At 36.1% G+C, this 13,213-nt stretch carries 14 protein-coding genes; 7 read left to right on the top strand and 7 right to left on the bottom strand.

Going from position 1 to position 13,213, the window contains the following annotated elements; translation table 11 throughout:
* Positions 1-118: 118 nt before the first annotated feature.
* The 3 genes from RTW14_RS11765 to RTW14_RS11755 all read left to right on the top strand — a co-directional run bounded on the left by RTW14_RS11765 (position 119) and on the right by RTW14_RS11755 (position 3,108).
* Positions 119-1,627 carry a putative DNA modification/repair radical SAM protein gene (locus tag RTW14_RS11765; protein ID WP_312651505.1) on the top strand — a complete coding sequence of 503 codons (1,509 nt, stop codon included), beginning with the start codon at positions 119-121 and terminating at the stop codon, positions 1,625-1,627.
* A complete protein-coding gene (locus RTW14_RS11760; protein WP_312651502.1) occupies positions 1,608-2,339 on the top strand; it encodes a TIGR03915 family putative DNA repair protein in 732 nt (243 codons plus the stop codon). The genes RTW14_RS11765 and RTW14_RS11760 overlap by 20 nt, the downstream gene beginning before the upstream one ends.
* A gap of 106 nt (positions 2,340-2,445) precedes the next feature.
* Positions 2,446-3,108 (top strand): nitroreductase family protein, encoded by a 663-nt coding sequence (locus tag RTW14_RS11755; RefSeq protein WP_312651499.1) that lies wholly within the window; start codon positions 2,446-2,448, stop codon positions 3,106-3,108.
* A gap of 87 nt (positions 3,109-3,195) precedes the next feature.
* Here RTW14_RS11755 and RTW14_RS11750 read toward each other — a convergent pair whose 3' ends face one another.
* The 4 genes from RTW14_RS11750 to RTW14_RS11735 all read right to left on the bottom strand — a co-directional run bounded on the left by RTW14_RS11750 (position 3,196) and on the right by RTW14_RS11735 (position 6,382).
* Positions 3,196-3,564 (bottom strand): YmaF family protein, encoded by a 369-nt coding sequence (locus tag RTW14_RS11750; protein WP_312651496.1) that lies wholly within the window; start codon positions 3,562-3,564, stop codon positions 3,196-3,198.
* 77 nt (positions 3,565-3,641) lie between these two features.
* Positions 3,642-4,415: an ABC transporter ATP-binding protein gene (locus tag RTW14_RS11745; protein ID WP_312651493.1), complete on the bottom strand. Its 774-nt coding sequence runs from the start codon at positions 4,413-4,415 to the stop codon at positions 3,642-3,644.
* A gap of 1 nt (position 4,416) precedes the next feature.
* Entirely contained in the window at positions 4,417-5,322 is a 906-nt protein-coding gene (locus tag RTW14_RS11740) for an ABC transporter permease (RefSeq protein ID WP_312651491.1), read from the bottom strand.
* 46 nt (positions 5,323-5,368) lie between these two features.
* Positions 5,369-6,382: an ABC transporter substrate-binding protein gene (locus tag RTW14_RS11735; protein ID WP_312651488.1), complete on the bottom strand. Its 1,014-nt coding sequence runs from the start codon at positions 6,380-6,382 to the stop codon at positions 5,369-5,371.
* 618 nt (positions 6,383-7,000) lie between these two features.
* On the opposite strand from RTW14_RS11735, the gene RTW14_RS11730 reads away from it, so the two are divergent.
* From RTW14_RS11730 to RTW14_RS11720, 3 genes are read left to right on the top strand one after another with little or no spacing between them, the layout of a single operon-like run.
* Positions 7,001-7,375, top strand: a complete 375-nt coding sequence (locus RTW14_RS11730) for a GntR family transcriptional regulator (RefSeq protein ID WP_312651484.1) — start codon at positions 7,001-7,003, stop codon at positions 7,373-7,375.
* 5 nt (positions 7,376-7,380) lie between these two features.
* Entirely contained in the window at positions 7,381-8,253 is an 873-nt protein-coding gene (locus RTW14_RS11725; RefSeq protein WP_312651481.1) for an ABC transporter ATP-binding protein, read from the top strand.
* A 1-nt stretch (position 8,254) separates the two neighbouring features.
* Positions 8,255-8,917 carry an ABC-2 transporter permease gene (locus RTW14_RS11720; protein ID WP_312651479.1) on the top strand — a complete coding sequence of 221 codons (663 nt, stop codon included), beginning with the start codon at positions 8,255-8,257 and terminating at the stop codon, positions 8,915-8,917.
* A 74-nt stretch (positions 8,918-8,991) separates the two neighbouring features.
* Here the strand turns inward: RTW14_RS11720 and RTW14_RS11715 are convergent, their stop codons facing one another.
* Complete coding sequence (locus RTW14_RS11715) at positions 8,992-9,507, bottom strand: Gx transporter family protein (RefSeq protein ID WP_312651477.1); 516 nt, start codon at positions 9,505-9,507, stop codon at positions 8,992-8,994.
* A complete protein-coding gene (locus RTW14_RS11710; RefSeq protein WP_312651475.1) occupies positions 9,488-9,853 on the bottom strand; it encodes a NusG domain II-containing protein in 366 nt (121 codons plus the stop codon). The genes RTW14_RS11715 and RTW14_RS11710 overlap by 20 nt, the downstream gene beginning before the upstream one ends.
* 81 nt (positions 9,854-9,934) lie before the next feature.
* Here RTW14_RS11710 and RTW14_RS11705 point away from each other — a divergent pair, with 81 nt between their 5' ends.
* On the top strand, positions 9,935-10,993 hold the full coding sequence (locus tag RTW14_RS11705; protein ID WP_312651470.1) for an FAD:protein FMN transferase: 1,059 nt from the start codon (positions 9,935-9,937) through the stop codon (positions 10,991-10,993).
* Between the two features lie 90 nt (positions 10,994-11,083).
* Here the strand turns inward: RTW14_RS11705 and RTW14_RS11700 are convergent, their stop codons facing one another.
* Positions 11,084-12,775: a methyl-accepting chemotaxis protein gene (locus tag RTW14_RS11700; RefSeq protein WP_312651467.1), complete on the bottom strand. Its 1,692-nt coding sequence runs from the start codon at positions 12,773-12,775 to the stop codon at positions 11,084-11,086.
* Between the last annotated feature and the right edge of the window lie 438 nt (positions 12,776-13,213).

Raw genomic sequence — 13,213 nt, 5'->3', positions numbered from 1 at the left:
ATATCTTTTGCAAATTTGCCAGAATTTATGAATTGAACAAAAGTTCTTCTTGTGGTATAATAGAACAAAGGTTCTTCAATTTAAGAACTACTATTTTAAAAAAATCAGGAGGAAGCCTATGGATAGTTCCTTGATGGGTAAACTTAAAGTTTTAGCTGACAGTGCAAAGTATGACGTTTCCTGTTCTACAAGCGGTGTTGAACGAAAAAATGTTGGGCGTATGGGAAATGCTTCATGTGCAGGAATCTGTCATTCCTGGTCCGCCGATGGCAGATGTATATCTTTACTTAAAGTTCTTTTCACAAATAAATGCGTTTACGATTGTCAGTATTGCGTAAACCGTCGAAGTGTGGATGTAGAAAGAGCTAGTTTTGAGCCCGAAGAACTTGCAGAATTAACGATGGAATTTTATAGACGTAACTATATAGAAGGATTATTTTTAAGCTCTGCAGTAGAAGTATCTCCTGATTATACTGCAGAAAGAATATTGCGGTGTCTCTCCATACTAAGATATGAACATGGCTTTGCGGGCTATATCCACGCAAAAATTATTCCTGGTGTATCACAGGAACTAACCCATGCCATAGGCATGGTTGCTGACCGGCTAAGTGTAAATATTGAGCTTCCCACGGAAGATAGTTTGCAACGACTTGCTCCGCAAAAGAAAGCAAAAGCGATTTTTACACCTATGAAACAAATAACAAATACCTTAATTGAGCAGAAATCCCTAAGGGGTCCTGGAACAATGTTTAAGGGACAGAATTTGAACAATCCTGTAAACTATCTACAGCCTGAAGGCAAAGATTTTTTGCAGACTGAAGGGACTAATACAGGTATTGCAGATGGAAGCTTATGGCAGATGACAAATGCCAGTGGTGGTGCACTAATTAAAGAACCACGTTACAAATACAAAGAAAAGTTTGCCCCTGCGGGACAAACCACACAAATGATTATTGGTGCAGGAACGGAAACGGACAAGCAGATTGTTAAAACTTCTGAAGGTTTGTATCGCTCTTTTAAAATGAAACGGGTATATTTTAGTGCGTATGTTCCCATAAGTGATTCACCGCTCCTTCCCTCAGTTTTTACAGCTCCGCCCCTGGCACGGGAACACCGTCTTTATCAGGCAGACTGGCTTTTACGGTTTTATGGTTTTACTGCTGATGAAATGTTTACAGATGCAGAGCCAAATCTTGATTTGGATTTAGATCCTAAGATAACTTGGGCTTTAAGAAATATAAATCTTTTCCCTATCGAAGTAAATAAAGCTTCTATGGAGGAACTCCTGCGAATACCAGGCGTAGGCACTACTTCTGCTCTGCGTATAATTCGGCAAAGAAAAGTGTCAGCTGTAAAGTATGATGATTTGAAAAAAATGGGCGTAGTTTTAAAACGGGCCAGATTCTTTTTAACCTGCTCCGGCAAATATTATGGCGCAAAAGATTTAATTCCAGAATATATAAAAGGGAAAGTCTTAGAGGCTGATGGGATAAAAAGTAGTTTATTGCCGATTAACGATGAAACTCAGATTTCAATGTTTTCTCCGGGTTCATTCCGTCTGGATTCCCCACAAAATATTGTGCCGTCTAAAAGGAGACTAGAGTCAAATGGTGGATTACTTATATGATGGAAGTTTTGAAGGTTTTTTAACTTGTATTTATTTTCATTATTATGAAGAAAAGGCTGCGGGTATTTTTACGTCTGACAACTACCAGCCCAGTATATTGAATTCATTTATTGAGGTTCAATCGGAGGCTGAAAAAGCTACCAAAGTATATGACGCGATTGGGAAAAAAATATCCCCCTACGATTTGCAACGAATATATAGAGTATTTCTTTCTACCGTGGATAACCGTGAAATGCTGCTATTAAATTATATACGACTAGGCTTTAAAATAGGTTCCAAAATAAGTCTTCTTCACGGCAACCCTTATGTTTCTCCTGTAGAAAAAGCCGAAAAAAAGGTTACTTTTGAGGTTCACAGGCTATTTGGTTTACTTCGTTTTTCTGTTTTGGAAGGCGAAGTTCTTTATGCCGTTTTAGAGCCAGATCATGATGTTCTGGAGTTTCTTGCAGAACATTTTACGGACAGGTATAAAAATGAACCTTTTATTATTCATGATAAGAAACGTGACAAAGCTCTCGTATCCCAAGGCGGGGAATGGTTCATTACCGATTTCACGGAATCAAATCTGCCCCGCTTATCTAAAAATGAAAAGGAATATCGTGCGCTCTGGAAAAAATATTTTGAGACCATTGCCATCAAAGAACGTACGAATCCTAAGTGTCAGAAAAACTTTATGCCTGTACGTTATTGGAAGCACCTTACAGAAATCTAAGAAAATGACACGGTTAATGGCCATACTCCAATACTATTGAATTGTTTACCAACTAGTGTTAAACTGCATGTATACAAGTTGAGACATCTGTTTATGGGAGGAAGTTATGGAATTACAAACTATTATTGAGAAAAGACAAAGTATTAGGCGTTATCAAGAAGGTGGAATTCCCGACGCAGATTTACAAGATATTATCAAAGCTGCAGCAACTGCTCCTTCTGGGAAGAACACTCAGAACTGGCACTTTGTTGCAATTAAAGATAGGAACCTTATTCAAAAAATTGCTGATGCTATTTCTGAAAAGAATGAATCTATTTGTTTGGAAATGGACAAAGTTGATAAAGAGAAGGCAGATCGTTTTAGAAAGTTCTGCAAAAACTTCACAGTTTTTTGGAGAGATACAGCACCTGCCATAATTATTACTATGGCTACAGTATATGTGCCATCTGGATACAATGAATACAAGCTTATTGGTGCAGAGCAGGAGATTTTACTTGATCTAATGGGATACAGAAACCCTGGTATGCAAAGTGTTGGTGCAGCCTGTGAAAACCTTACTCTAAAGGCAATTGAATTAGGATATGGTACCTGCTGGCTTACAAGTGCGAACTATGCAGCTTCACAAATAGAGAAGCTGCTTAAAGAATACGCTGGGTTTGAAAAAGAGGGCTACTACTTTGTAAATATGTTTGCTATAGGTATTCCTCAGGAAAATCAGAAGAGCCCTGCGAAAAAGTCGTTGGAGGAAGTATTTACATTAATAAAATAATAATGAAAAAAATTAGCGCTTTTAGTTTTTACTAAAAGCGCTATAAATGGATAGAGAAAAAATTTCCCTATTAGTTCCTATATCAGGTTAGTTTCCAATCGGATTATTTATAAGTGTTGCTACTCTAAATGCATGTTTATGCCCCTCATCTATAGTAGTCACTGACTCTATAAAATGAACGTGTCTGCCACAGCCTACAAAAATGGCAGGGCCCGTTGTTCCACAAAATTCATGAAAGTGTTCCTCATAAAAATCAGTACGGAATTTTAGATCATGAATGTGATTATTTCCACAAACGGGAATCGATTGGCCTGTAACTGTTGCAAAACGGTGATTATGAGGGTCGGAATTAGGTTCTGCAATTTCTACACTGCCAAGAGTTTCATGAACGTGGGTCTGCTCTTTAGGGCAGCCAAGGTAATCTGAATTAATACATTTATGCTGAATAACTGACATTAAAATCTCCCCTTCTTATTCATTCGGTACATAATATACTATGAAGGATTATAAATAATGTTCTACAGTTAAGGTATTTACAGCAGCATTCTGTCATTATCGATTTCAAACTGAGCAATCAATTTTTCCACGGTCATTTCCCTGCGTTCTTCCCCGCTTACATCCATAACAATCCGGCCGTCTTTCATAAGAATGGTTCTATTCCCATGCTCTAACGCAGCTTTCATGTTGTGTGTAATCATCATAGTACAAAGTTTCTCTTCCTTGGAAAAATAATTAGTCAGCTCCAATACCTTAGCCGCTGCACTAGGATCCAATGCAGCAGTGTGTTCATCTAAAAGCAATAACTTCGGATTTGACATGACCGCCATAAACAAAGTCAAGGCCTGCCTTTGACCTCCTGACAAAAGTCTTGCCTTCTGCTTCATCCTGTCTTCCAGCCCCATATCAAGTAAGGCTAATTTTTCTCTAAATATTTCTCTTTGCTTTTTATTTATGCCTGCCTGAAGACCATGAAAATGGTTTTTGTTATATGCTATAGAAAGGTTTTCTTCAATAGTCATATCAAAAGCAGTACCCTTTAGCGGATCTTGAAATACTCTTCCTATCATTCTTGATCGCTTAAATTCTGGCTGCCCCGTTATATCCTTACCATCCAGAATTACTTTCCCAGAATCAATAGGGAACACACCAGATATACAATTCATAAGGGTTGATTTACCCGCGCCATTACTTCCTATTACCGTAACAAAATCTCCCGGCTCCAAATGCAGGCTTAAATTATTTATTGCAACTTTTTCGTTAATAGTGCCTTTTCCGAAGGTCTTTTGCATATTTTGAACTTTTAACATACTACTCAGCCTCCTTCTTTCCCACTACCAGCTTAAACGGAAAATTTCCGCTAAAAGTACCGATAGCTAATGCACCTACAACTATCATGGCAGATACTATCTTTAAATCACTGGTTGGAAGGCCAAATGCCAGTGCCTGTGCAATTATTAAACGGTATACCATAGCGCCTAAAGAAACAGCTGCCAACCTTCTTAACAGTGATTTTGTACCAAAAATTGCTTCGCCTATTATTACTGAGGCAAGACCAATAACCACCATACCAGTTCCCATTGTAACATCAGCAAAGGACAGATATTGTGCCAGCATTCCACCTGCCAATGCAACAAAACCGTTGGAAAAAGCTAACCCCATAACTTTCATTCCGTCACTATTAATTGCATACGCCCTTACCATCTCTTCATTATCACCAGTAGCACGAAGGGCAAATCCAAGGCGTGTCTTTAAGAAAAAATAAAATATTGCAATTACTATAACTAAAATAATTAAACCAACAAATAACCCAGCGTATTCTTCTTGAAATATATCTTCTGCCATTTTATATATTGTATTACTTCTAATCAGCGATATATTGGGCTTACTACCCATAATTCTAAGATTAATAGAATAAAGCCCTAGCATAACAAGAATACCGGCTAATAAAGGCTGTATTTTTAGCTTAGTGTTTAATAATGCTGTCACAGCACCTGCTCCGCATCCACATATAAAGGCTAAAAGCAATCCTAAAAAAGGATTGCCTCCAATACTACAAACTACAGCAGAGGCAGCGGCACCAGTTACAACGCTGCCATCTACTGTCAAATCGGGGGTGTTTAGTGTTCTAAAGGAGAGAAAAACCCCCAGAGATAATACTGCATATATCATTCCTTGTTCTAAAGAACCCATAAATGCTGGAAATGTCAATAACATAATGTCCTCCAAATATACCTGATTAAAAGTCCCGCCCTATAAATGTCTACTTTTGCTTTTCTGACAGGTCTGTAGCTTTTTTTACTATATTAGTAGGGATTTTAATACCAATTTCTTTTGCTGTTTTCTTATTTATATAAACTTGCGTATCTGACATAATCTGTACTGGCATAGTCGCTGTGTCTGCACCCTTTAGTACATCTGCGGCCATAGTACCTGTTGCCTTTCCCAATGCCTCATAGTTTACACCATCTGTTGCTAACCCTCCATCTGCTACCATTGAATCAGCTGCTACATAGTAAGGCAGTTTCGCTTTATTTAATACATCTACAATAGTCGGCATTGATGAAGCCACGGTATTGTCTATCGGAGAGAATACTGCATCAACTTTACCAACTAAGGACTGGGCTGCCTGCTGAATTTCGCTACTGTTCATAATAGTTGCTTCAACAACCTCAATTCCTTTTGTTTTTGCATATTCCTTAAGTTCTTTGATAACAGAAACAGAGTTTATTTCACCAGTACTATAAATTGCACCAATCTTTTTAATATCTGGTGTTATCTGAAGTGCTAAATCTAAAATTTTTGTTGCTGAAACCGCATCAGAAGTACCTGTGATATTTCCACCTGGCTTTTCCAGACTGTCAACAAGTTCAGCTGCTATAGGATCTGTTACAGCTGAAAAAACAATTGGAATATCTGTTGTTTCTCCTAATGCTGCCTGTGCAGATGGTGTGGCTATAGCAATAATTAAATCCACGTTGTTAGCTGTAAACGACTGACAAATAGTTTTTAAATTATTTGTGTCTCCCTGTGCATTCTTATAGTCTATTGTAACCGTTTTTCCGTCTACAAACCCTTCTTCTTCAAGCTGTGCAGTAATGTTCTCACGAATCGTATCTAGTGACGGATGCTCTACAATCTGAACAATTCCTATAGTCGGCAAATCCTTTTTGGCCTGATCTCCTTCTCCTGAGGTACTCTTATCACCGCAGCCCGTAAACACGGCTGCTACTGTCAATACTATAACTAATAATACTGTTAATGCTCTCTTTTTCATTTTCTTCACCTTTCTGTCTTTAGACTTTACAATTAGTATTAATTTGTGTGATGAAGTTCAGTGGGTAAAAAAAAAACACCCATCCTTGTATATCAAATATACAAGGACAAGCGTTAACTTGCGGTACCACCTTGTTTGATGCGTTTTGTAAACACATCCTCTCTACGAGTGCCATCACACTCTCAGCCCATAACGCCGGCTTCACGTCTTCGCTACTAAGTTTCGTCAAAAATTTATAACAGAATACTTTTCACGTTGCCCTCAGAGGCCCATTTGCTGTGACTGTCATTTATCTGGCTTTCACCACCCCAGAATCGCTTTGAAATCGTTTAACAGCTTTACTCCCTCGTCTACGGTTTACTTTTTTAATTTATAATGTGATATTATCATCATTTTTGTTTCTTGTCAATAACTTTTATTAAGTTTTTTGTCGTTTTGTACAACATCCTAAATGAAAAGATTAGTTCAATCAATCATTAGTTAAATTGCAGATAGCCTCACAGGGATTTATTATTTACTTTTTATATAATTTTCTATTGACACTCGTGCGATATTGTATATAATGTGTATATACAATATTGTAAATCAATCATATATGATTAAACTACGGGGTATCTTATGAACATAGTGATAAGTAATTCGAGTGGCCAGGCAATCTATGAACAAATTGTCACCCAGATAAAAAATCAAATTTTAACAAAAGAGCTTGCTGCTGGTGATGCATTACCATCTATGCGGCTTCTGGCTAAAGAGCTAAAAATAAGCGTCATAACAACAAAGCGCGCCTATGAAGAACTAGAAAAGGAAGGTCTCATTGAATCCTATACGGGAAAAGGCAGCTTTGTAAAAGCACAAAATGAACAGCAGCTTAAAGAGCAGCACCTACATGAAATAAAGATAAAACTTCAAGAAATTCTTGATCTTGCATATGTGTCAGGAATCCAACTGTCTGACATTATAACCATGCTGGAAAGTCTTCAAAAGGGGGAATAAAATATATGGAATATGCAATAAATGTTACAAATATTACTAAAAGATATAAAGATTTTACATTAGATAACATTAGCCTCAAACTTCCAAAGGGAAGCATTATGGGCCTAATTGGAGAAAATGGCGCAGGAAAAACTACTTTAATCAAATTAATTTTAGGTCTTCAAAATTCCGACAAGTGTACTGATCCTGGCAGAAATGTGAAGCCTAGTGAAATAGCAGTTTTAGGCTACAATAGCCAAAAACTCCCTAATTCAGTAAAAGAAGAGATTGGTGTAGTTCTAGATGATTGCTGTTTCCCAGAGAATCTAAACTTACTACAAATTGGTAAAATAATGAAAGATATATACAGCAGCTGGGATACATCTACCTTTAATCATTATGTAGAGTACTTTAATCTTCCTGAAAAAAAGTCGGTAAAAGAGTATTCTAAAGGAATGAAGATGAAGCTTTCTATCGCGGTGGCTTTGTCTCATCATGCAAAACTCCTAATTCTTGATGAGCCTACGTCTGGTCTTGACCCTGTAGTCCGTGATGAAATCTTAGATGTTTTTATGGACTTCATTCAAGACGAAGAAAACTCGATACTTATTTCTTCACACATCACCAGTGATTTGGAAAAAGTGTGCGATTATATTACCTTTATTAACAATGGCAGCATTCTTTTAAGTGATGTTAAAGATGACATCTTATCTGACTTTGGAATATTAAAGTGCACTCAGGAAGAGCTTTCTCAAATAAACCCTGAGGCTATTTATGGATATAAGCGTAATAGTTTTGGTGTAAGTGCCCTTGTGAAAAGACAAAAAATTCAAGGTAATTTTATAATCGATCCTGCAAACCTTGAAGAAATTTTACTTTATAGTGTTAGGGGGAAATAAAATGAGGGGTTTAATATTAAAAGATTTTTTGAGTTTAAAAAAACAAATACTTCCAATGCTTTTGTTTTTTAGTGTATATTTTGTCATCTCAATCATGACTGAAAATAGTAGTTTTCTAACAGGCGTTATTATGATTTTCTGTGCAATGCTTCCAATAACTGCATTGTCCTTTGATGATCGAGCAGGTTTTGCAAAATATGCACTGACCATGCCTATCTCCAGAAACACATTAGTTATAGGTAAATACGTTATGGCACTTATTTTAATGGTTGTTGGCGGTATATTTTCATTACTGGTAAATGCACTAATAGGTAATATGCCTTTTGTAGAAAGCTTATTTTCTGTCGCTGTGACTATGCTAATTGGTTCCCTGATGATTTCTATTTCTCTGCCGCCTATATTCAAATTTGGAGTGGAGAAAGGCCGTTTCATAATGATTGGTATTGTTATGATTATAGGTTTTCTTGGTGGATTTACTGTTATGAGTGTTGGAAATGGAAATGCTTCTATGACCATTGATGATAATGGGTTTTCACTAGGTGATAAAATTGATGCTTTCTTCAGCAGTAACTTATCATTTTTAGTAATCTTAGCAGTTAGTGCTTTTATATTTTTACTTTCCATGGGTTTATCAATGTCCATATATAGAAAAAAGGAATTTTAAACCTATTATTTAAACCTAAAAGGCTCCATCTTTGGCGGATGGAGCCTTTTATAGTTTACTTGTTACTTAAATTATTACAAGTGTATCGTTAACTTTTTTAAGATGATATGAGCTAGTATCCCAATGATTATCCCAGTAATCATTCCGGAAAATAACAACACCGGAAAATATAACAAAATCTTGATATTGGATATAATTGCAGCGGCCATTAAAAGCTGTCCTATATTATGAGCGACACCTCCTGCCATACTTACCCCTACTACACTAAACCATTTTGTTTTCTTCAAAACAATCATAACCATTAAGCTCACACATGCCCCTGCCAGCGAGTACAACGCACCAAAAGCCCCATTAAAAAGTAACCCTGCTACAAGTATCCGTATTACGTTTATAGAAAAGGCATAGGAAACTCCAAAAAAATAAAGTGCTATAATTACTACTAAGTTAGCTATTCCCAGCTTCACACCAGGTATTCCCACAGAAAAAGGTATAATGGCTTCTATATAAGAGAAAATTAGTCCCAGTGATGCCAATACGGCACTAATGGCAAGACGTTTTGTTTTATCTCTGCTAGTTTGAAATTGCGTCATATTCAACTTCCCCCTTTCCTATGATTTGCACCATAATTTTGTTGGGAAGGCATACTATACTTTGCGAAGTTCTTGATATTGCGCCAGTATGCACACAGATTTGATTAGAGCAATCTGAAAAATTCATTGAAACAGTACCGTCTTTTATGGTAATCTTATTAATATGGTCATTTTGTTTTACTATAATAGTTCTGTTTTCATCTAAAGAATATCTTCCAAATTCTTTACCATCTACAGTTATCAGAGCAATATCTCCCTGGGTATTTCCAAATGCGGCCATATGGGAGACAACTCCACCAAAAATTATTAATATTATGGCTAAAATAATGTCAGCTTTTTTTATCATTAGGTATTCCTTATCTTTATAATATTTGCAGATGCTTACTGCGCTAACGCATATACCTGCAAGAATTGGAGCGAACTAACTATGAAAATATCAAAAATACTAACAGCTTTACTGCTTTGTACTGCAATTATTATAACACAAACCTCCTGTGCCGCAAAGGAAAAGGAGCCTGTATCTGATACCGTGTATAATCTGCTGAACACAACCTGTACAATAACCATTTACGACGACATAAAACAAACTGATGCGCAGAAACTGATTGATGAAACATTCTCTCTATGTAAAGCCTACGAAAGCAAATTAAGCAAAACAATAGAGGGAAGCGATGTATATAAAGTCAATCATAGTAATGGCAAGCCTGTTCTAGTCTCTGGATCTACTGCGGACTTAGTGCAAAAAGGAATCTATTACGGACAATTATCAGAAGGCCGATTTGATATAACGGTTGGCAGGCTCTCCAATCTTTGGAATTTTAATAGCGACAATCCAAAGGTTCCGTCTGAACAAGAAATACTAGAAGCCACTAAGACAATTGACTATACCAAAATACATTTAGAGCAAGAATCCGTAAGCGGTGCAAATCAAAATCAGGAGATTGGTGGAAAGGTATGGATTGAAGATCCAAATGCAGAACTTGATTTAGGCGGCATTGCTAAAGGTTATATTGCAGACCGTGTAAGTGATTATTTAGTAGATAAAGGTGTCAAAAGTGCTATTGTCAATCTAGGAGGCAATATTGTTGCTATAGGAACGAAGAAAGATGGTTCAGCATGGAATATAGGTGTTGAAAAGCCTTTCTCCGGCAGAAGGCAAATTGTAGGTTCTGTTCAGGTAAAGAATAAAACTGTTGTAACCTCCGGTATTTACGAAAGAATGTTTAAAGAAAATGGTGTTTTGTATCATCATATACTTGATGTAAAAACAGGGTATCCTGCAGAAACAGACGTAGAGGCAGTTACTCTTGTTGCAGATTTTGGCAAGTCAGTGGATTGCGATGCATTAAGTACTACCTGCCTTATGTTAGGTGTAAAAAAAGGTACTGCTCTCATTGAAAGTATAGATGGAATTGAAGCTGCCTTTATTGATAAAAACGGTAATATCTCAATAACCTCTGGTATGGATTTTATCCCTGCGAAATAACTCTATTAGTCATAATAAAAATAGCACCCTGCTTTTGAAGGATGCTATTTTTAAATTCTAATCGGTTTAACTTACTATTTTTTGTTTGCTTTAATTTTCGTTTGTTCTATGGCCTATATGGAAACTAGAAATTAAATCCTTTAGGATTTGTGCCTGCCCAGATAACTCCTCAGATGTTGCAGCACTTTCTTCAGTAGTTGCTGCATTTGCTTGAACAACTCCTGAGATTTGCTCAATTCCTATTAAAATCTGTTGTATTTTTAAGGACTGATCTTCAGATGCTTTCGCTATTTCATTGATAGCTGATGTAATTTCTACAGTTCCCTCCACAACGGATGCTAGTGAATTAGCTGTTTCACCAGCAAGTGCACTGCCTAATTCTACCGAATGAATGGAATCCTCAATTAAAGTTGTAGTATTTTGGGCAGCTTCGGCACTTTTGCTTGCCAGGTTGCGTACCTCATCAGCCACGACTGCAAAGCCTTTTCCCGCTGCTCCCGCACGAGCTGCCTCAACAGCTGCATTAAGTGCTAAAATATTTGTCTGAAACGCTATGTCATCAATAGTTTTAATAATTTTGCTGATTTCAGAAGATTTTTTATTTATTTGATTCATAGCATCTAGCATGTCGCTCATTTTTTCATTACTCTGTTTAGTTTGTGATCCCATTACATCTGCCTTATCATTTGCAGATACCGCATGGTGTGTATTCTCTTTTATCTGTTCTGAAATTTCCATAATTGTTGCTGACAATTCTTCTACTGCACTTGCTTGCTCTGTAGTCCCTTGAGATAAAGCCTGCGCTCCATTAGATACCTGTTCAGAGCCACATGAAACTTGAACTGCTGATTCATTAATTTGCATAATAGTATCAGACATCCGACCAACAAAACTCATGATAGATTTCTCGATGTGTTCAAAATCCCCGATAAAAGCTTGAGATATATGAACATCGAAATCTCCACCAGATAGTTTATCCATTATCTTGTCTATATCATCCACATAAGAAGACAACGTCTGCATGGAAATACGCAAACTATCCGCTAGTTGTCCCAATTCATCTTGTGACTGATATTCAATTACCGTTCCTAATTTTCCATTAGACATATCTTTTGCTGCTTTTTCAATTTCAAATAATGGATTTAGAATGCTTTTAATTAATTTTTTAGTTGCAGCAAAACTAAACACTATTACTAGAAAGATTAAGCCTAGCACTGCATATATGGCTAATTTTGAATTTTTACGGTCATCAGCTACACGCTTATGCGCATCTTCTATAACCAGATTCACTTGGTCCTCTAAATTGTCTCGAGTTTCTTTACATAAGGGAGTATATTGAGTTACCAATGTATTCTGTGCAGTTTCCCAGTTATCCCCTATATCACCCCCTTCTATTTTTCCCTGAAATATCTCTAATCTTTTCATTCCATCAGTAAAGCCCTGTAAATTCTCTTTAGCTATATTTTTCTCTAAAACATCAAGTGAAGTTAAAATTGCTGATTGTCTTTTATCATTATCTTGCTTTAAATTTTCTATTAAAGTTTTATCATCTACCAATGTCATCTGATACAAATTTTTTTCAATAATAACTACATTTCTTCGAATATTATCCGATTCCGTTATTAAAGGAACCATCTCCTCATCAACATACTTAATAGAATTTTGTAATTGTACTAAATAACCGATACTTATCGTTAAAGCTACCACCATCATTACTAACATCAAGCCAATAATAAATCTTAATTTAGAACCTACTTTCATATTCTTAAACATATCTTTCATCTCATATTTCCTCCGAATTAGTACATAAATTTCTACAACTGCTCTAAGCCTCTACTATATCACTTGAAGAAATAATAAAAAAGTTTTTTACTAATTATTTACTATTCCAATTTTTACTAATTTTTTAACAAGATTAAAATACACTTTCTTAGCTTTTTTAGTTTATTATTTTATTTCCCACTACCCTCTTATTATTAATAAATAACGATTATAAAAAATTATATTAAAAATGTGCAAATAATAAAAATGAAATTTTAATTTGCACATATTAACAGTATGGTATTTGGTCATTCACCAGTATTTAATTTTCTTTTTTACTATTCCACAATATTGTAATCAATATTTCTTACATACTAAAAAACAGAGAGTGTTTTCACTCTCTGTTTTTTAAAACCGGCGACGTCCTACTTTCCCAGGCAACGTTCAGCACTTTGTGCT

Source organism: Aminipila sp., from assembly GCF_032051575.1.
GTDB lineage: Bacteria > Bacillota > Clostridia > Peptostreptococcales > Anaerovoracaceae > Aminipila.
The sequence above is the reverse complement of the archived record's forward strand: the minus strand, read 5'-3'. Positions and strand labels throughout refer to the sequence as shown.

Excerpts from the sequence above, each read along its gene's own strand:
- RTW14_RS11705 (WP_312651470.1), top strand. The coding sequence starts at position 9,935 with ATGAAAATATCAAAAATACTAACAGCTTTACTGCTTTGTACTGCAATT.
- RTW14_RS11730 (WP_312651484.1), top strand. The coding sequence starts at position 7,001 with ATGAACATAGTGATAAGTAATTCGAGTGGCCAGGCAATCTATGAACAA.
- RTW14_RS11760 (WP_312651502.1), top strand. The coding sequence starts at position 1,608 with ATGGTGGATTACTTATATGATGGAAGTTTTGAAGGTTTTTTAACTTGT.
- RTW14_RS11750 (WP_312651496.1), bottom strand. The coding sequence starts at position 3,564 with ATGTCAGTTATTCAGCATAAATGTATTAATTCAGATTACCTTGGCTGC.
- RTW14_RS11755 (WP_312651499.1), top strand. The coding sequence starts at position 2,446 with ATGGAATTACAAACTATTATTGAGAAAAGACAAAGTATTAGGCGTTAT.
- RTW14_RS11740 (WP_312651491.1), bottom strand. The coding sequence starts at position 5,322 with ATGTTATTGACATTTCCAGCATTTATGGGTTCTTTAGAACAAGGAATG.
- RTW14_RS11715 (WP_312651477.1), bottom strand. The coding sequence starts at position 9,507 with ATGACGCAATTTCAAACTAGCAGAGATAAAACAAAACGTCTTGCCATT.
- RTW14_RS11710 (WP_312651475.1), bottom strand. The coding sequence starts at position 9,853 with ATGATAAAAAAAGCTGACATTATTTTAGCCATAATATTAATAATTTTT.
- RTW14_RS11745 (WP_312651493.1), bottom strand. The coding sequence starts at position 4,415 with ATGTTAAAAGTTCAAAATATGCAAAAGACCTTCGGAAAAGGCACTATT.
- RTW14_RS11735 (WP_312651488.1), bottom strand. The coding sequence starts at position 6,382 with ATGAAAAAGAGAGCATTAACAGTATTATTAGTTATAGTATTGACAGTA.
- RTW14_RS11725 (WP_312651481.1), top strand. The coding sequence starts at position 7,381 with ATGGAATATGCAATAAATGTTACAAATATTACTAAAAGATATAAAGAT.
- RTW14_RS11765 (WP_312651505.1), top strand. The coding sequence starts at position 119 with ATGGATAGTTCCTTGATGGGTAAACTTAAAGTTTTAGCTGACAGTGCA.
- RTW14_RS11700 (WP_312651467.1), bottom strand. The coding sequence starts at position 12,775 with ATGAAAGATATGTTTAAGAATATGAAAGTAGGTTCTAAATTAAGATTT.
- RTW14_RS11720 (WP_312651479.1), top strand. The coding sequence starts at position 8,255 with ATGAGGGGTTTAATATTAAAAGATTTTTTGAGTTTAAAAAAACAAATA.